The 18,995-nt window shown below is 36.9% G+C and carries 20 protein-coding genes; 17 read left to right on the forward strand and 3 right to left on the reverse strand.

The features are described from left to right. Nucleotides 1–239: 239 nt before the first annotated feature. The 15 genes from ACIQZI_RS04300 (at nt 240) to rpsN (ending at nt 12,416) form a co-directional block, all read left to right on the forward strand. The gene (locus tag ACIQZI_RS04300; RefSeq protein ID WP_403069811.1) at nt 240–1,502 is read left to right on the forward strand and encodes an ABC transporter substrate-binding protein; all 1,263 of its coding nucleotides are present in this window, start codon (nt 240–242) and stop codon (nt 1,500–1,502) included. An 88-nt stretch (nt 1,503–1,590) separates the two neighbouring features. Then, nucleotides 1,591–2,517, forward strand: coding sequence for a carbohydrate ABC transporter permease (locus ACIQZI_RS04305; RefSeq protein ID WP_403069814.1), 927 nt, complete (start codon nt 1,591–1,593; stop codon nt 2,515–2,517). Next, nucleotides 2,517–3,347, forward strand: a complete 831-nt coding sequence (locus ACIQZI_RS04310; RefSeq protein ID WP_403069817.1) for a carbohydrate ABC transporter permease — start codon at nt 2,517–2,519, stop codon at nt 3,345–3,347. The genes ACIQZI_RS04305 and ACIQZI_RS04310 overlap by 1 nt, the downstream gene beginning before the upstream one ends. A 36-nt stretch (nt 3,348–3,383) precedes the next feature. Then, nucleotides 3,384–4,712 carry an alpha-glucosidase/alpha-galactosidase gene (melA, locus tag ACIQZI_RS04315; RefSeq protein ID WP_403069820.1) on the forward strand — a complete coding sequence of 443 codons (1,329 nt, stop codon included), beginning with the start codon at nt 3,384–3,386 and terminating at the stop codon, nt 4,710–4,712. A 664-nt stretch (nt 4,713–5,376) separates the two neighbouring features. Beyond that, nucleotides 5,377–5,721 (forward strand): hypothetical protein, encoded by a 345-nt coding sequence (locus tag ACIQZI_RS04320; RefSeq protein ID WP_403069823.1) that lies wholly within the window; start codon nt 5,377–5,379, stop codon nt 5,719–5,721. A 263-nt stretch (nt 5,722–5,984) separates the two neighbouring features. Continuing rightward, complete coding sequence (locus ACIQZI_RS04325; protein ID WP_403069826.1) at nt 5,985–6,461, forward strand: DUF2975 domain-containing protein; 477 nt, start codon at nt 5,985–5,987, stop codon at nt 6,459–6,461. Between the two features lie 9 nt (nt 6,462–6,470). After that, a complete protein-coding gene (locus ACIQZI_RS04330) occupies nt 6,471–6,677 on the forward strand; it encodes a helix-turn-helix domain-containing protein (protein WP_403069829.1) in 207 nt (68 codons plus the stop codon). A 62-nt stretch (nt 6,678–6,739) separates the two neighbouring features. Then, nucleotides 6,740–7,267, forward strand: a complete 528-nt coding sequence (locus tag ACIQZI_RS04335; protein ID WP_403069832.1) for a hypothetical protein — start codon at nt 6,740–6,742, stop codon at nt 7,265–7,267. 176 nt (nt 7,268–7,443) lie between these two features. Then, nucleotides 7,444–7,581: a hypothetical protein gene (locus tag ACIQZI_RS04340; protein ID WP_172796814.1), complete on the forward strand. Its 138-nt coding sequence runs from the start codon at nt 7,444–7,446 to the stop codon at nt 7,579–7,581. Nucleotides 7,582–7,869: 288 nt separating this feature from the next. Next, nucleotides 7,870–8,016: a hypothetical protein gene (locus ACIQZI_RS04345; protein ID WP_172796815.1), complete on the forward strand. Its 147-nt coding sequence runs from the start codon at nt 7,870–7,872 to the stop codon at nt 8,014–8,016. A 134-nt stretch (nt 8,017–8,150) separates the two neighbouring features. Next, the gene (locus ACIQZI_RS04350) at nt 8,151–8,963 is read left to right on the forward strand and encodes an AAC(3) family N-acetyltransferase (protein WP_403069837.1); all 813 of its coding nucleotides are present in this window, start codon (nt 8,151–8,153) and stop codon (nt 8,961–8,963) included. A 628-nt stretch (nt 8,964–9,591) separates the two neighbouring features. Continuing rightward, entirely contained in the window at nt 9,592–10,095 is a 504-nt protein-coding gene (locus ACIQZI_RS04355) for a hypothetical protein (protein WP_403069840.1), read from the forward strand. 398 nt (nt 10,096–10,493) lie between these two features. After that, nucleotides 10,494–11,678: a GTP-binding protein gene (locus ACIQZI_RS04360; RefSeq protein ID WP_403069843.1), complete on the forward strand. Its 1,185-nt coding sequence runs from the start codon at nt 10,494–10,496 to the stop codon at nt 11,676–11,678. A gap of 229 nt (nt 11,679–11,907) precedes the next feature. Beyond that, nucleotides 11,908–12,057 (forward strand): 50S ribosomal protein L33, encoded by a 150-nt coding sequence (gene rpmG, locus ACIQZI_RS04365; protein ID WP_403072028.1) that lies wholly within the window; start codon nt 11,908–11,910, stop codon nt 12,055–12,057. Nucleotides 12,058–12,146: 89 nt separating this feature from the next. Next, nucleotides 12,147–12,416, forward strand: a complete 270-nt coding sequence (rpsN, locus tag ACIQZI_RS04370; RefSeq protein ID WP_403069846.1) for a 30S ribosomal protein S14 — start codon at nt 12,147–12,149, stop codon at nt 12,414–12,416. 359 nt (nt 12,417–12,775) lie between these two features. Here rpsN and ACIQZI_RS04375 read toward each other — a convergent pair whose 3' ends face one another. Beyond that, nucleotides 12,776–13,411 (reverse strand): 2OG-Fe(II) oxygenase, encoded by a 636-nt coding sequence (locus ACIQZI_RS04375; protein WP_403069849.1) that lies wholly within the window; start codon nt 13,409–13,411, stop codon nt 12,776–12,778. A gap of 349 nt (nt 13,412–13,760) precedes the next feature. Between ACIQZI_RS04375 and ACIQZI_RS04380 the strand changes: the two genes are divergently transcribed. Continuing rightward, nucleotides 13,761–15,095: an RNA-guided endonuclease InsQ/TnpB family protein gene (locus ACIQZI_RS04380; protein ID WP_403069852.1), complete on the forward strand. Its 1,335-nt coding sequence runs from the start codon at nt 13,761–13,763 to the stop codon at nt 15,093–15,095. 519 nt (nt 15,096–15,614) lie between these two features. Here ACIQZI_RS04380 and ACIQZI_RS04385 read toward each other — a convergent pair. Continuing rightward, nucleotides 15,615–16,805 (reverse strand): MFS transporter, encoded by a 1,191-nt coding sequence (locus ACIQZI_RS04385; RefSeq protein ID WP_403069855.1) that lies wholly within the window; start codon nt 16,803–16,805, stop codon nt 15,615–15,617. A gap of 192 nt (nt 16,806–16,997) precedes the next feature. On the opposite strand from ACIQZI_RS04385, the gene ACIQZI_RS04390 reads away from it, so the two are divergent. Continuing rightward, complete coding sequence (locus ACIQZI_RS04390) at nt 16,998–17,453, forward strand: hypothetical protein (RefSeq protein WP_157279395.1); 456 nt, start codon at nt 16,998–17,000, stop codon at nt 17,451–17,453. A gap of 457 nt (nt 17,454–17,910) precedes the next feature. Here the strand turns inward: ACIQZI_RS04390 and tagU are convergent, their stop codons facing one another. Next, nucleotides 17,911–18,846, reverse strand: a complete 936-nt coding sequence (tagU, locus tag ACIQZI_RS04395) for a polyisoprenyl-teichoic acid--peptidoglycan teichoic acid transferase TagU (RefSeq protein WP_403069859.1) — start codon at nt 18,844–18,846, stop codon at nt 17,911–17,913. Nucleotides 18,847–18,995 lie beyond the last annotated feature (149 nt).

An 18,995-nucleotide genomic window follows, 5' to 3' on the forward strand; every position in this document is an offset into this window, starting at 1 on the left:
AGTCATTAAGGGGTCATATTGTACGCATAAAGAAAGAGATGAAAAGTCATATAAGTAGATAAAGATCCATTTGGCAGAATAGATCTTTATCAACGACTCTTCCATCTCTACTATTCTCTATAAGAGAAAAGAACTAGATCTCTATTGTATATTAACTTCATCCGTTCTAGCAAAAAATAATGTGTTACTAGTCAAAGAAAAAACCATTTATTTTACTAAGAAAATAGGGGAGAAAAACGATGAAAAAGTATCTGAATATGTTCTTGCTTATAGTAGCTTTCAGTTTAATTGTTTCGGGATGCTCAAGAAGTGCATCAAATAAGACTGGGGGAGAGGACGGTACTATCACATTATCCCTTTTCTCATCGATGAGTAATGAAGGGGAAAAGAAGGCATTCGCAAGTGTTGTCGCCAAGTTCGAAGAGGCAAATCCTAAAATAAAGATTGAATTGAATTCGCCTGGAGATTATGAAGATATGCTTCGTGTCAAGATGGCTGCGAATGATATGCCAGATTTATTTGATACACATGGTTGGTCGCAGCTTCGATATGGTGAATATGTCATGGATTTAAAGGACATGGATTGGGTTAAAAATCTTGATCCAGCGTTAAACCAAATACTTAAAGATAAAGACGGAAAAGTGTATGCGCTTCCACTGAATCAAGCGAAAGATGGTATTAGCTATAATGTTGCTGTGTTAAAAGAGTATGGCATTGAACAACCGGCAACATTAGATGAGTTTATGAAAGCTTTAGAAACAGTTAAAGAAAAAAGCAAGGGAGAAGTTACACCATTATGGATTCCTGGTAGTGATAAAGATGGTATTGCTCAAATTTTTGACGAGTTTGCGACGCCATTACTTATTACCGACCAGAAGAATAGTTATGGAGATCAATTAGTAGATGGAACATTTGACTGGAACAATTACACGCTGCTTGCTGAAAAAATGAAGGAAATGCAAAACAAAGGGTTGTTAAATGAAGATGTTCTAACAGCACAATTACAACAAGCAACAGAGTTAATTGCTCAAAATAAGATTGCTTTCACGTTTGTTGCAGGCTCACTTGGCCCTGATGCAACAGAATTAAACCCAGATGTAAAAATAGGGACGATGCCAGTACCTGCGATTCATGCAGGAGATCAGCCAAGTTGGATTGGCGGTGAGCGTCATACTTTGGCGATATTTAAAAATACAAAGCACGCTGATGAGGCAAGACGTTTTCTTGACTTTATCGCTCAACCAGAAAATATTATAACGATTGCTAAAGGAACATCAGCGCCAGATGCTTTTACGAATGTTGATGCGGAAAACTATTTCTCCGCGTACTATAAAGAATTCGAGGATATTGATGTACAACCTTACTTTGATCGTGTGTATTTACCAAGTGGCATGTGGGATGTTATGGGGACGACTGGTCAAGAATTGCTTTCAGGTAGCTTAACACCTGAAAAGTTATCGAAAAAAATGGGCGAAGAATATAATCGTTTAAGAAAACAGTAGCTACGTGTACGAATAAGGGAGTTATTGAAGGATGGCGACTCCCTTATCCACAAAACGCTTTAGCACGTCTAAATAAGGAGTTGATATGATGAGCGAACTAGTAGCGAGAAGAAAGGTAGCCGTTGCCAAGAAAGCACCGAAGCGAAAAGAGAAAAAGCCATCTTCTCTTTGGTGGATGTATACGCCAAGCTTGGTCATCGTTTTTCTGTTTATTTTATATCCCTTCTTAAATGGGATTCAGTTATCGTTTACAAATTGGAACGGTTTTTCGCAAAGTTATGATTGGGTAGGCTTAGACCAATACAAACGAATGTTAACAGATCCTACAACATGGCTCGTTGTCAAAAATACCTTAATTTACGGAATGGGTAGTACCATTTTGCAAAATATTATTGGCTTATTATATGCGTTATTGCTAAATCAAAGCATTCGAATGAAAGCCATTACCCGAACGGTGATTTATCTTCCCGTTATTATTAGTCCATTAATCATGGGGTATATTTGGTACTTTTTCTTTGCCTATCAAGGTGGAGCACTGAATGACGTCTTGCTTTTCTTAGGCTTAGATAAAATCAATGCATTAGCAAATCCTGAATGGAATACGTGGATCATCGTATTTGTCAATACCTATCAATATGTGGGCGTTGCCATGATCATTTATTTAGCAGGATTACAAAGCATTTCAAAAGATTATTATGAAGCAGCACAAATTGATGGTGCCTCTTCCCTGCAACAATTTAAAAATATTACACTCCCTTTGTTAATGCCATCGATCACGATTAATATGGTGCTCAATATCATCGGCGGTTTGAAACTATTTGATGTGATTATTGCCTTAACGGGCGGAGGACCTGGAAATGCCTCACAATCGATGTCAACGTTTATGTATGATCTTTATTTTAAAAGACAGGATGCTGGTTACGCAGCAACGCAAGGTGTTTTCATGGCTGTGATCATTCTTATTTTAAGCTTAGCTGCTCTCGTTTACTTTAGACGGAAAGAGGTCGAAGCATAATGACATACACAGACAAGAAAAAGAAACGATTGTTTGCCGGGTTAGCCATTTTCATTACGCTTGTTCATATCATACCTTTCTATATTTTAATTACGACTGCTTTAAAAGCGAAAGGCGATTTTAGTTCAAAATGGGTTTTCCCCAAGCAAATCAGTTTCGAAAACTTTTCCGAAGCGTGGAAACTTACCAACTTAGGGAATTCGTTTATCAATTCGGCAATTATCACACTGTTTTCAGCCGTATTATTGATTGTGTTAGGATCAATGGCCGCCTATCCACTGGCACGTCGGCAAACAAAGTTAAATAAGTTTTTTTACTTCTTATTTATTGCCATTATGATTATTCCACCGTTGACGGCACTTGTGCCATTGTACAATTTGGTTGTCGATTTTGGCATGATGAATACGTATGAAGTGGCAATTTTCAATAATGTTGCCTCGTTTATGCCATTAACGATCTTTTTATATGCAGGCTTTATCCGGTCGACGATACCAAAGGAGTTGGAAGAAGCAGCCAAGATTGATGGGGCTAGTACGCTCGGGATTTTCTTTAGAATCGTGTTTCCATTGTTAAAACCAATAACTGCATCGATTCTAATTATCTCTTGTGTATACATTTGGAATGATTACCAGTTTGCGATCTTCTTCTTGCAAGATAGTGCGATGCATACATTAACCGTTTCATTAGCCAATTTCTTTGGGTCCAATCAAAATAAACTGAATTTAGTAGCAGCGGCAGCCTTAATGTCGATGTTACCAATGACCATTTTATTTTTATTCTTACAAAAATACTTCATTAAAGGGTTATCTGCAGGTTCAGTCAAAGGTTAATTGTAAAAAAACAGGAATAAGGAAGGAAGATGAAAAATGTCTAAAATTACATTTATTGGAGCAGGAAGTACGATTTTTGCTAAAAACGTCCTAGGAGATTGTTTGTTTGTACCAGCATTAGCAGGGTTTGAATTTGCCCTTTTCGATATTGATGAGCAACGTCTACAAGACTCTGAAAATATGTTGAATAACTTAAAGAAAAACTATAATAGTAATGTGACGATTCAATCATACTCTGATCGAAAAGAAGCGCTCCGTGGAGCAAAATATGTGATCAACGCGATCCAAGTTGGTGGCTACAAACCGAGTACTGTAATCGATTTTGAGATTCCTAAAAAATACGGTTTACAGCAAACGATTGCCGATACGACAGGTATTGGTGGGATTTTCCGAGCCCTTCGTACGATTCCAGTGATGTTGGATTTTGCAAAGGATATTGAAGAGGTTTGTCCAGATGCCCTTTTCTTAAATTACACAAATCCGATGGCTAGTTTAACCGGTGCGATGCTGCGCTACACAAACGTGAAAACGATTGGACTATGTCATAGTGTTCAAGTTTGTACCGAGCATTTGTTTAGAGACTTAGAAATGGACCATGAAGGAATTGAAGAACGGATTGCTGGCATTAACCATATGGCGTGGCTATTAGAGGTCAAACGCGATGGCAAGGATTTATATCCAGAAATCAAACGCCGGGCAAAGGAAAAACAAAAAACAAAACATGATGATATGGTTCGTTACGAATTAATGGATAAGTTTGGTTACTATATTACCGAGTCTTCCGAGCATAATGCCGAGTACCATCCATATTTTATCAAGAGCAAATATCCTGAGCTGATTGAACGATTCAATATTCCGCTTGATGAATATCCGCGTCGTTGTGTTTCTCAACTTGAGGGATGGGAATCGATGCGCGAAGAAATGGTGAACAACAGTCAGCTTACACATAGCCGAACACATGAGTATGGTTCAAGAATTATTGAAGCGATGGAAACAAATGTGCCGTTCAAATTTGGTGGAAATGTGTTAAATACCGGTCGCTTGATCAGTAATCTTCCAGAAAATGCAGTTGTTGAGGTACCGTGTGTTGTCGATCGCAATGGTATTATGCCGACCTACATCGGTGATTTACCCGAGCAACTAGCTGCACTGAACAGGACAAATATTAATACACAACTCCTCACAATCGAAGCCGCGGTCACTGGAAAACGTGAGCATGTGTACCAAGCGGCTATGCTTGATCCACACACAAGCGCGGAACTATCCATGGATGACATTATCTCAATGTGTGATGAGTTAATTGAAGCACATGGAGATTGGTTGCCGCAATTTACGAAAAACGAATCTAAGGATTATGTGAAATAAGAATTTGCGAGTAATTTAGAGGCTGTCTTAAAAAGGGTCAGACCACGCACTATATATACTAGTTGCGGAGTCTGACCCTTTTGCTCGATTTTTTTTATAATAAGTTTGATCATTTGAGCGTGTTTATTCGGTTATCGAATTTTCCCCCAAATGCCCTCCCAATAATAATATCTTAAATAGAAGTTCTCTAAGTAAACCACTTTTTCACAAAGTCTTTTAAATTTTATAGTAATCAACGCTTCTATGTGTAGTACTACTTTAAGGGGAACGTTTTCTTAGACATAAAGCCGTAACGAAAATTACAAATTGTTTTCTTTTATTAAGAGAAGGTAACAGTTCGATTACAAATAGGAAATGTTGGATGAATCGACAAAATTTTAAAAATAGCTTGTTTATACTGGCTTTAGCTGTAAAAGAAGGGAGTTGAAAATCGACCGTAATTAAATAATTGTGATGATAACTTCGGATAAGGAGCTATGATGGAAATTTTACTCAGTTTAAGCATATATATATCGGGTGCTCTTTCTGTTCTATGGCTAATCACCATCGCATTTGACTTGTTTCTGAAATAATAGGCTAAGAATAAGAGGGACATCTATTTTGTATTCTTTATTAAGAACCAACTAGATTAGTTCGAAACGGTTGATTGGAAGGAGAACAGGAAATGCGTGATGATAGTAAGCTTTTAGAAGCAAAGGAAAGAAAACTAGCCCGATTTTTGGAAGCACATTCAACAGAGGAAGTGTTTAATGAAGTCCAGGAATACATGCCATCCCTTCGTTCTCGATCAGATATTCTCCGTAAGCTGAACGAAATGAAGCTACCACCCTCTGTTATAAAAACTCTCATTTACTACGTACTAGCTACGAACAAACAAAAATTCGTGACTGATAAACTACTAGCGTTAGCTAATCTATGCAGAAAATTGAACATACAAGATGCCCAGGAAGCAATTACTTTCTTTAAACAATACTATTCATTTCATACTCAAATCAGTCAAGAAGGGTAACGTCAATTTTCTCTTATAGTTTGAACGCTCACTCTGAATCAGTATGTAGTGTTTAATGAAATAATCTTTTACTGTATTTAGCTGTTACCCGGTTTGCCGTTCACCAATCTTAGCTACCCTTTATAGGTAGCTCTTTTTGTGTTCTATTCTTTTTTACAAGATAACTTTAACAATAAAAATATAATCAAATTTAATAAAAGTTTATTGTAAAACGATAATAATTGCATTATTATTTAGATAATACTTATAAAGTGGGGTGCTTTATGAAACGGGGAACAATACTTTTTTTAAAGGTAACTACTTTTATTATTGGGTTTACACTCCTTGGATTATGTATCTTTGTGTTACCGGGGTTAGCAAGAGATGCAGCGGAGATGAATCCCGAGTATGCTTATTTGAGATTTCCTGTTCTTTTTGGTTTGTATATGACTGCGCTACCACTTTTTCTTGCTTTGTATCAATCATTAAAGCTTTTAAAGTATATTGAAAGTAAAAATGCTTTTTCAAAATTAGCTGTTATGTCGTTAGGACATATAAAGAACTGTGCCATTACAATCATTATCTTCTATGTAGCAGGGATCTTTTTTCTTGCCTTTCAAAACGCTTTGCATCCTGGAATAGCAATGATTGGTGCTGGTATCATATTTACAACACTGGTTATTTCATTATTTACTGCGGTGCTCCAAGAACTGTTAAGAAGTGCACTGGAATTAAAATCAGAGAACGATTTGACAGTCTGACGTGACCAAATGGCAATTATTATTCATATTGATGTGATGTTAGCGAAAAGAAAAATGAGTGTAACAGAACTTTCAAAGAGAGTTGGTATCACGATGGCTAATCTTTCTATATTGAAAAATGGCAAGGCAAAAGCCGTTAGATTTTCAACTTTAGAGGCAATATGTAAGGTTTTGGACTGTCAACCTGGTGATGTTTTAGAAGACAGAAGTACATAGAAACACAAGCATTAAGGGACTTCTGTTTTATCCGAAAAACAAGAACTTTTAGGTGGGATAGTATGACATTGATATTATTAATCGGTCTTTTTGGAGTGGGACTCGTTATATTGTTTAAAAATCCAATAATAGACAAATTTGAGAAAAACCAAAAGGTAAATATGCTAAAAAGTACTATGTGGTTTCAAAATCATTGGTTAGCTGGAATATTCCTATTCGTCATGAATGCCGTTCTATTTTTTTCAACTTGTCTTGTGCTTTATGTGTTGATGTATTTCATTATTCCATTTGTTCATATACTTGTGATGTTTTTTGCTGTAATCGGAAGTATTATTTTATGGATCGTAATAAATAAGGCTTGGCAAGGTACGAAAAGAAACCGTTGGAAGATGGGGACGATCGGGAGCAGCTTTTATATGTTCTTGACCATTATTTTTGTTTATTGGTTCGTGACAATAAAACCGTCTTATCCAGGTGAAGATACTTTCATGAGGGCTATTGGATTATTTTTCGCTATAATCGTTACGACAGTTGCATTTATTACGTGTTTGGTTATTACAGGATTATCCAAAAGGAAAGTAGCCCATTAACCGAAATATGAAATTGAACAGATTCTTTATATTTTTGCTAACGGGTACCTGAACAGGGTAATGTGTGTATCTTGAAGCGATAAACGATCACCTATTATGGCGCTTCTTTTCAAGTAAAAATCATAGGATCACCAAAAAGGGACAAACTGTATTTGAAAAGAAAGGAGATGCAAGTCGTGACAAAAAAGTTCAATAAAGGTAGCCGTAATCAAAATGCACCACAATTACACGGACAAGTTCCGGTTAGTGGGGACAACAGTAAAGGAAATAAAAGAAATAAAGATCAGAACGATAAAACAGATGGTGAAAGTTAAATGCAACAAACCGGTCCATTCAGGCCGGTTTGTTGCATTTTGTTTATGTTCCGAATAATTTTTATCGTACTAGTGCAATTGTTGAGATATGCACATGAGCTGCACTTTTAGAATTATTTAGAAGTAAGTATTTGTTGAAGGAACAAAAGGAACTTTCAAAGTCGAGAAGCTTTTTGAGTGTAATAAGTTGATAGATTGTGAATGTTGCTACTTCGACTAACGTAAGCGGTTTAATTGAAATCGAAAATGGTATAATTTAGAATGAATGGGAGATTCGGAGGTGGGGATATGCTTGAACTTATTTTAGTTCTCTTTGTTCCAGCGATTTTAATTATATTTTTGTTTGATTTTGCAAAATTTAGGCAGCAAAATCAAACGATAATTGAACAGAATGAAAAGGTTATTTCTCTATTAGAAGAAATTAAAAATAAATGATCACTGTCATTCTAGTAAACGGTGCAAGAGTCCAATAATGGAAGGCTGTTGCTGTGGATTTTCTTTTACTGACGAGGGAAGGGCAGTTGAAAATGAAGTATAACATCAGGTTATGAATTGGAGATGCGAATGAAATGAAATCAATTATTGAAGCTACAACTTTTCCAAGAACTAGACAATCAATTGCCGAAGATTTGAGAGCTTTAGGATTAAATAAAGGAATGACCGTACTCGTACATTCATCTTTATCGTCTCTAGGATGGGTAAACGGTGGAGCTGTTGCTGTTATTCAAGCATTAATGGATGTGGTTACGGAACAAGGTACCATCGTGATGCCTTCTCAATCTGTGGAATTATCCGATCCTTCAGAATGGCAATACCCTCCCGTACCAGAGGAGTGGTGGCATGGAATTAAAGAAAGCATGCCGGCCTACAATGCTGATTATACCCCTACTGCTGGGATGGGAAAAATAGTTGAGGTATTCAGGTCTTATCCAGAAGTTTTAAGAAGTTCTCATCCAAATTACTCCTTTATAGCTTGGGGAAAGGATAAACATGAAATTCTTCATCAACAATCTCTTAATTTTGGACTTGGTGAACAATCTCCTTTAGGAAAACTGTATATGCGTCAGTCATTTGTCTTATTATTAGGTGCTGGTTTTGATAGTAATACTTGTTTTCATCTTGCTGAATACAGGATTCCTAATCAGAAAGTTATTAGGAAAGGTGCTCCTATGATAGTAGAAGACAAAAGGCTATGGAAAGAATATAAAGACCTCGAATATAGAGAGGAACTTTTTGAAGAAGTCGGTAAAGCATTTGAGGCAGAATATGATCTTACATCTGGTTTAGTCGGTTCTGCTAAAAGTCGCCTTTTTTCACTTAAAGAAGCAGTTGATTTTGCTGAGAAATGGTTTGGAAATTATGATAGTAAACATATAGGCTGACTGCGGTTTTACCAAATGGTTTAGTAAAAACTTGCGTGAATCCCAATAGCCGTTCATTTCATTTCTTGTGCGTTACTCGCTTCACAGAATACATAGAATTGTACGAATTGGACTAGGTGGAACACTGATATGTGGTGAAAGTAACATGTTGTTCGGTGTGAGCAATGGGAAAGGTTGCTGCAAACAACCCCTTACCTAGCAGTAAAGGGATTGTTTGCGGCAACCTTTTTCTAATTCTATTAAAGGGCAAGATTTATTTAATAATTGGATAGGTGTATCAGACTGATAATGTCTTGGGGGAAAGCAATTGAAGCGCACTATGTTTAGGTTTTTAATGTATTTTTCGGTTTTTTTAATGGTAGTTTAATTGTTAACGCAATTTCCAAACCTAATTTGAATGTTTTAACAGCATTTTCTATTGCCTTGGGGACCTCAGCAGGGCTTACATTTGTCGAATATTATCTATCTAAGAAATTCAAGGAAAGTGAACAGATATCATATTAGTCCAAGGGAACTATAATGGTAGTTCCTTTTCTTGCAAGGCAAAATTTAAGAACAACATTAGAAAGTGAATCCAATTAAACAGTTGGACACTCATTCTATGTTTAATAAAAGGATTTGATAAAATATGAAAGAACTTTATGAAAAATATCAACTTTTGAATATACCGAATAAATACCAATTATCAGATGTTGATGTTGTTATGAAAGAGGAATATTTATCAAAAGAAATCCATGTAAAAGATATGGACTTTTTGTTAGAACCAGAAAATGTAGATAAGTTCATCAAATGTTACAAGTTAGATAATAAGGAAATCTTAGATAAATTATTTACAGAAGAAGAAAAACAAAGTTTGATACACATGAAGATTATGAATGAACAAGATCCCTCAGATCCTAATAATTTAACTGAATTTGAATATACTCGTATTCAAAATGGGGAGTATTTGGTAGTATTTATTGGTTCAATGGATGGCAAATATATTGAAGATCTCAAGCTTGTAGGAAGTAGTTCAAGATTATTTGATCGATTACTTATTCTAGCAGGAATTGAAAAAGAAGATTGTCAGTTAGGAAATATTATGTTTGAACATTATTTATTAGCACTATCAAATTTAGGTTATTTAGATTAAATATCATTCTATCACGTTATAATTCATTTTTTTAATACCATTTTCATGTGAAGTAAACATAATCATAACTTTGAGTAATAAAGGGAGGTGGACGTTTTTTTAGATATCCACCTTCTTTTTGTTTTTTAGTTACCATGCTTCTAAAAAGGCGTGTGAGCCCACGGATTCACACGAATGAGCCCAAATATTCTTTTACAACAAGATTGTTTAACGCCGTTATTTTTAAAAATCACTTGCAAATAGGAACTATTACGTTTTATAATGATTAAGCAAATGTAACGCAAATGAGGTTTTCTTTAGGTCTATCGAAACGTTACTCATTTTTTAGACTTTAAAACGTAATGATTTTGATTTGTTAATTGGAATATCCAGAGGGGATTTCGCGTGAGGGAGTGAACATGTTGAGTAATCAAAAGATTCCAGTTACCGTACTGAGCGGGTATCTTGGTTCAGGAAAAACGACTTTGCTCAATCATATTTTAGCAAACCGTGAGCAATTGAAAGTAGCTGTTATCGTCAATGATATGAGTGAAGTGAACATAGATGCTGCATTAGTTAAACAAGGTGGCTTCCAGAAAACGGACGAGAAATTGGTGGAAATGCAAAATGGTTGTATTTGCTGCACGCTCAGAGAAGATCTACTAATTGAAGTAGAGAAGTTGGCCAAGCTAGGTGACATCGATTATATCGTCATCGAATCAAGCGGGATTAGTGAACCTATTCCAGTAGCTCAAACCTTTACATATGTGGATGAAAGTTTAGGAATCGACTTGTCTAAATACTGCAAGCTGGATACGATGGTGACGGTTCTCGATGCGAACCGCTTTTGGCACGATTATGCTTCTGGAGAAAGTCTACTTGATCGTAAACAGGCCGTTGATGAAACGGATGCAAGGGAGGTAGCTGATTTATTAATGGATCAAATTGAATTTGCAAACGTGATTGTGCTGAATAAAGTAGATTTAGTAGCCCACTCCAATATTCAGGAATTAAAAGCCGTTTTGCAAAAATTTAATCCGCAAGCGCAAATTATCGAGGGTGAGTATTCTAAGGTCCCACTTGATCAAGTATTAAACACAGGTCTGTTTGATTTTGAGACGTCGAGTCAAGGAGCAGGTTGGCTAAAAGAATTAAACGAAGAGCATATTCCGGAAACAGAGGAGTATGGCATATCTTCGTTCGTGTATCGTCGTCATAAGCCATTCCATCCTGAGAGGCTGATGACTTGGCTAAAAGATTGGCCAGTTGAGATCGTTCGAGCAAAGGGATTTATTTGGCTAGCTACTAGGAATAATATTTCTGGACTAATATCGCAAGCAGGACCATCTTTGACGATTCAAGGAGCAGGAAATTGGATCGCAGCTTATCCGGAAGCGGAACGAAAACAACTATTGGCAGAAGAACCCGAGCTTCTCAATCGCTGGGATGATACATATGGGGACCGTATAACAGAATTAGTCATGATCGGCATCAGTATGGATCAAAAGCAAGTCGAGCAGACATTGGATGCATGCTTGCTTACAGAAGAAGAGATGGTCCAGGATTGGACGAAATTTATCGATCCTCTGCCTTCATTTGTATGAAGGACATGGGGGCGGGTCTTCGCGGCTTCCTAATATAGCCAATCTATTTATCAGGTATACTGATTTTATCGAGAAAGCATCCAAAATCCGGCTTCGCGCCGCCACCATTGTGATTAGGTGAGTGAGTGTAGCGTGATACAGGATGGATCCTTCATAGTAAATGGTGGCGTTTTAACGCCATATTTGTTTCATATATAAAATCTAGATAAATCCATGAGGAGGAAACATGATGAGAGTAAATATTATATTGGCATGTACAGAAACAGGAGATCGGAATTATGTGACAACGAAGAATAAACGGAATAATCCCGACCGTATTGAGCTTATGAAATATTGTCCGAGATTGAAAAAACGTACTTTGCACAGAGAAACAAAATAAGAATAACGCTAATTATTGAGTGAATAGGTTTTAATTTATAAAACGTAATGATTTTGTTTTAATAAAAGTAAGTAAAGGAGAATCGGAAAATGGCGAAAAAGTCTAAAGTTGTAAAAGAGAAAAAAAGGCAAGAAATGGTGATGAAATATGCAGCTATCCGTCAGGATCTAAAAGAAAAAGGAGATTATGTGGCTCTAAGTAAACTGCCGCGAGATTCATCACCGACACGTTTGAAAAATAGATGTGAAGTGACAGGAAGACCAAGAGGATTCTTAAGAAAGTTCAAAATGTCCAGGATTGCCTTTAGGGACTATGCACATAAAGGACAAATTCCTGGCGTGAAGAAAGCAAGCTGGTAATGAAACAGGGGCTGCTCTAAAAGGGTCTGACCTCGCACTCTAATCACAATATAAAGTAGTTGCGAGGTCTGACCCTTTTGTTATGGGGCAGCCCCGAATTCAAGCCGCGGGAAATTTTTGCGGAGGGCATGATGAATTCAATTTCCCTTGAATTTCTGCCACAATATGAAATGGTAGGTGCAATCGAATGAAATGAATGGATTGCACAGATAGAATGAGAAAAAGTATAGACCAAACGATTTGGTAGGGCTACGTGGTGCTAGTATAGTCTTTGTGGACACGACTACGTTTAAGTCCTTACAATAATTTTTGAGCGGATCTGTCCGTCTCGGAACGTAAGAATACAGGTGAAAAATACCCTATTTTTGTCTTCTCATCCATTGTGTTGCAACCCATTTTTCGCCAGTAATAACGGGCGCTCCACCATGTAAAGTTCGTTCGTTTACGTTTTGGTCGTTATAGAAGTATTCGAAATACACCGCCATTCCTTTTTGTGGGGAGACTGAAAAATTTAGTTTCGGAAAAAAAGTTTCTCCGCCATGCTCCACGTCGTTTAAGTACATGACCATTGTGCTAATTCTATTATTATTTGTTGCTTTACTTGTAGATGTAAAAAAGTCAAAATGAGCTTTATATTCTTGACCAGGAGTATATTTAAGAATTTGAATCCCTTCGCCGTGTTCAATGGGGATATTCATAATCGCTGCTATTCTTTTTTCAATATTGGTAATGATGTCATTTTCATTTTCTTGAAAAAACATACTACTACTTGTTCTTATCTCATTAACATCGTGTGTCACTCCAATTTTAGAACGATGCATTTTGTCAGTTGATAATCTAATTAGCTCGTCACATTCTTCGTCACTCAACACATTTCCTAAAATTACGACTAGTGGTTCTTCTAATCTAGCAATGATATTAATTTCTCTATCTTCTGTTTTGATTGTATTGCCAATATGATTAAAAATCGTTTGTTCTTTACTATCCACTGTCAACTTTCATCGACTCCTCAGGAGATTTAATTTTCGGAATGATTATTTTTAACTTTTTTTGTAAGTTATGATCTATGATCATTATATCATGAACCGCACGTTTATAACGGTTTCTTATTCAGCTGATAACGAAAATATTATTTTTCAGGAATCTTACAGACTTTTCCGAACGAGAAAACCCACTTCTTCAGAGGTGGGATGGTAGTGAGGTCGAAACAGGCATGTCATTAGGCATGTTCATGTTTCGATTTTTTTTTGTGCGTTAAGTGAACGTATTATTTGAAAACGGAACATATGTTCTTTATGATTGAATTATGGAATTATTTAAATAATAGGGGAGGGGGAAAACACCGTGTTTGTGACTCATTCATTTAAAATACTTTATGATAAAAAATTGTATTCGGAGTTAAGGTTGATGCAGCGAGAAGCAGCTTCCGTTTGGAACGATATAGTCAGAGAAGCAACATCTTATTATATTTGCTTTAAAAAGTGGTTAAGTAAAACGGAAATCCAAGCAATCCGAAAACAAACGTATCATCTTCATTCTCAAACTGTTCAGGCCATTGCGGATAAATATGTGGCGAATCGTGAAACCATTCGACAACTGCGAAAAACAGATAAAAAAGCAAGGTATCCGTGGCGAAGAAAGTACTATTATTGTATTCCATTAAAAAAAGCGTCAATGGATGTCTCTAAAGAAACGATTACGATTAAAAAAGTGGAATATGGATTCCAACTTTCTGATCTATTAACCAAAAAGAAAAATAAAAATTGGAATGAAAAGGTGCCGAAGAGAAATGTAACGATTGTCATTCCCAATCGGTCAGAAGAAATCTTAGAAACGTGCAACTATGCTGAAGTAGTGTGGAGAAACGGAGCGTATTGGTTTTGTTATTCGGTATCTGTACCAGAAAAAGACACTTCATCATATGCTTTTAAAGCGGCAGGTGGAGATTTAGGTGAAATTCACTCTGTAACTGTAGCAACCGAGGATCAAGCATTAGTAGTTTCGGGTCGAGTGATGCGTAGTATTTCTCAATTCCGTGCAAAGGTAGTAGCCGATTTAAGTAAGAAAATGTCTCGTTGTAAAAAGGGCTCTCGTCAATGGAAAAAATATAGACAGGCAAGCGTACGAATTCGACAAAAGACAAAAAATCAGCTTGAAGAGTTGGAACATAAGACAACAAAAGAAGTTATTTCTTTTTTAGAAGAAGAAAAAGTAACAAACTTTGTCATTGGAAACGTATCCGGTATTGAAAAAAATACAAAGAAAAATAGGGAAAAGAAACGGAAAAACAATAAAAAAAGACGACAACAATTATCGTTATGGAATCAGGGGAAAATCAAACAAAAGTTGACATACAAAGCCCAATTAAAAGGGATCCGCATGGAAGAAACAGAAGAAAGCTATACCTCCCAAGATTGTCCGTTTTGTGGGGGGCGACACCAAGCAAACGGAAGAACCTTCGTATGTTCTGTTCATAAAACAGAAATCCATCGTGATGTGAATGGCGCGCAAAATATTGTGCGCAAGAAATATCACATGGAAACGAAATCACTTCTTTCGGTTTTATATAAGCAACCGGTTTGGAATAAGCGTTTTTTGTCCAGGGAAGAAAGACAAAAAGCCAAACATCCAAAAGATCAACCGAAAAAAGAGAAAAGTATCGCCGGACGGACGGCGTAGTAGGCACAGACCTTGCCCTTTCGATGGACGGTTTTTCTATCGAGAGTTGTTCGCTAAAAGTTTTGCCTCTGCGACTTCCTTTGGGAGTTTGTAAGTGAAATGTTTGCGAAAAAGAATCCCACTGCTTTAGCTGTGGGAGTGGTCAAATACAGTGTTTCAATTCAATAGGCATCCATTGCAGTCTGGGGGCTGGCTTTTTTTTAAAATTATCAAACTTGAATCGTTTTGTTGTACCATTTTCTTTAATAGGGTGAAGGGAAAAGAAGGTTGCAAAATTGAAGGTGGTAAAGCGCCCTAAACAAGGCGATGCCGAGGCATTTAATACATTGATTCATGAAATTTGAGCCTGTTATGATCGCAATTTTTTCATAACAGGCTCTTTATATTTGTTATGTAACAGACTATTGGTTGAAAGCGTTGCCTTTTGATCGTACTGTCTCGATCTCCATTAAGATATGAGCGTTTTAAAACGATCTTGATATTCTAGCAATACCATTTCATAGACTCCAAGAATCTGCTTTACACAAGCGATCGTTCATTTTTCTTTAAAAAGTATAAATAAATAATCATCGAAATAAAAATAGAAAGAGCTGATGCTAAATAAATGCTTCGATAACCGAATAGGTAGCCGATTTGTCCGAAAGTGATGGCACCAATCCCTACGCCAAGATCGAAGAAGGAGAAGAAGGTCGCGTTGGCCATTCCTTTTCGATTTCGTTCCGCCTTTTCAATGGACCATGCTTGGAGTGCTGGCTGGACCGTTCCGAAGCCGAGACCGTAGAATATGGCGGCTGTGTAGAGCACGATGTTATTTGGAAGCCATGCGAGGAGCAGCATAGCGATGAGAATACAGATAGCCGATGGAATGTAAATGAATTTGTGACCTTTTGTATCATATAGTTTTCCTGCATAAAGACGTGTAAATAAAAGAGCGATCGCATAGATGAGGAAATACCATTGAATGCCTGTGACTCCTTGTTTCATTGAATAGAGTGGGAGAAACGTGGCAATCCCGCCGAATGTTACGGTAATGAAAAATAATAAAATCGATGGTTGCAAAGCCGTTTTTTCATAAAGATCCAATTTACGGGTTGTCGTTTTTACAGCGGCTTTTTCGCCTTTTTTGTAGTGAATGGTTGAAGCGAGTGCAACGGCTACTAGTCCTAATGCTCCACATAGAAGAAATAGTGTTTGAAATGATAGTTTTCCAGCCAGTGCTAGACCGAGTGAAGGACCGATTGCCAGTGCTAGATTTCCAGACAGGCCGTAAAAACCCATCCCTTCACCACGTCTGCTCGCAGGAATGATATCGCTTGCAATTGTACCGGAAGCAGTGGAAGAAAAGCCCCAACCGATGCCCTGGGCGACCCTTAGAGCGAATAGCATAAACATACTGGCCATGAAACCAAATACTCCAACTGTAAGAACAAATATAGAAAGACCAAATAAAAATACAAACTTTCTTCCTCGTGTTTCAAGAATTTGTCCTGCAAATGGGCGTACAATCAAGGCGGAAAATGTGAAAATCCCAACGACCATGCCAATTAATTGATCATTTCCCCCTAAGTATTCAACAAAGAGCGGAATGGTCGGTAATGTCATTTGAAAGCCGAGAAAAATAAAGAAGTTAGCGATACAAATCATCACAAAATCACGGGTCCATATTCTATCCTTACCTTGAGGACGTTGTGTTACTAAAGCTTTGTCCATCTATAAGCCCTCCTTCATTCCCCTCATATGTATATATTTTACTAGAATTTGGATGATAAAGCTATTGTTTAGGATAGGGGGTTTTTCGTGTTACTAAATATATTTTTATCGCCACAAATTATGACATATCTGTTTCATGATCGGACATACATATGAAGAAGAGCTTGTTTTAGGGAATGGCAGGTGGAGGTTGTGAGGAAAAGAAGATATAAAAGGCGGATTGTATTGTTGGTTATCTCGGCCATCATAATCGGAATGATCCTTTTTGTTATGCTTAGGCTCCCAAGCAGCCCTGAAAAAGTGGTTCATGATTTTTATATGTATGAAGCTGAGGGGAGTTTTGATCAATCATGGTCATTGTTTCATCCTGATATGAAGATTCGGTTTCCAAAAGCAAATTATATCCAAACTCGTTCACATGTTTTTATGCAGCATATGGACGTTGATACATTTTTCTATGAAATTGGTAAGGCGAAGAAAAAGAAAGGATGGAGAATGAATAAAGCAGGTGAAGTGTTTGCTGAGGTCTATGAAGTACCGGTTGACGTTACTTTTCATTCTCAATTTGGTATTTTTACGATGCAACAAAACTGTTATGTTGTGAAGGAAAAAGGAGAGTGGCTCATCCTATGGGATTATCGATTTTAGGTGTAGAATAAAGCTGAAATATTGTACTTCTCCTTTTTCATTCAAAATACGATAATAGGTTTTACATAGATCTCTTTGCACGATTACTAATTGCCTTTAGGATGAACATTTTCTCTTGTGAGGTAAGCATTGTCCAACTGCCAGCTTTAATTTTCATGACGATCGACTCCTATTTTTCAAATTATAGGGAAAAAGTACTTTCTCCTTATCAAAAGTATACCGCGAATTACGCTAATATAAACAAGATAAATTCCTACAAATTTTTTGCATAGACTCGTATTTTGTCAAACAATCGTCTGTTTTTGCTCAATCATTATTTTCATAAACTAAAAATGAAGAGGGAGGACCAAAAGCAAAGGGTCAGACCCAGCAACTACTTCATACAGTTTAAATGGAGTGTAAATAACATGATAAACTGTGTGGTGAGTGCAAGGTCAGACCCTTTTGACATTCTGCATTATTTTAATTCTAAATGTACGTTTAGCTCGTTATGAATTCTTTGTTTTTCTTCGTTACTTACAATTCCGTAGTAGATTCCATCGATTTTCTTACCTTCACTCTTAATCTCCATTTGTTCAACACTTTTCGCTGCAGCGCGATAGTGTTTTTGGATGTCGTTCATTTGCGAGAATGTAAGATTTGTTTCAATATTTTTGCTTAATGCTTCAAAAATAGTCGAGTAGTTTGTTAATGTAGCAAAGCTTGCCCCTTTATTAATGACTCCTTGAATGATTTCACGCTGTCTGTATTGACGGCCAAAGTCACCGCGTGGGTCTTCTTTTCTCATACGAGAGAAGTTTAAAGCTTTTGCTCCATCTAATTCGATTTTTCCAACTGGGAAATGATCTCCACCATAGCTAAAGTTTAAGTCATTGTTTACTTCAACACCGCCAACTGAATCTACGATATCCTTAAACCCTTCCATATTGATCTTTACGTAATAATCTAATGGAATATCGAGGAAGTTCTCGACTGTATCCATCGACATTTTCACGCCACCAAATGCATAGGCATGGTTAATCTTGTCCACTTTATTTTTGCCGATAATATCAGTTCGAGTATCGCGTGGGATACTTAACATTTTCACGGAATTTGTTTCTGGGTTAACGGTTAAAACGATCATCGTATCAGAGCGTCCACTGTCTCCATCACGTTCATCAACCCCTAGCAAGAGGACGGAAAATGGCTCCTGGTTTGTATAGACGATTTCGCTTTGTCGTTTATCAGAAATGGGACGATCTTCAATCGGTGTATGCATTGTATTAACCGCTTTTGTAAGAGAATGATAGACGGAAAATGCATAAGCGCCACCTGCTACTACCAAAATGAGAAGGGTGATACTGATAATCTTCAGCCATCTCTTTTTCTTCTTTGTTTTATTTGAACGTTTCATCTAGTACTTCCTTCCTATTTACAGAAATGGGACTTAAAATTCATTATATAGAAATTTACTAGAATTGGATAGTGTTTTATGGTGGAATAATGACTTAGACTGGCGAATCTTAACGGAAATTTAGCGAATCTTAACGAAAATTTAGCGAA

This window comes from Peribacillus sp. NPDC096379 (genome assembly GCF_044762875.1).
In the GTDB taxonomy this organism is placed as follows: Bacteria; Bacillota; Bacilli; order Bacillales; family DSM-1321; genus Peribacillus.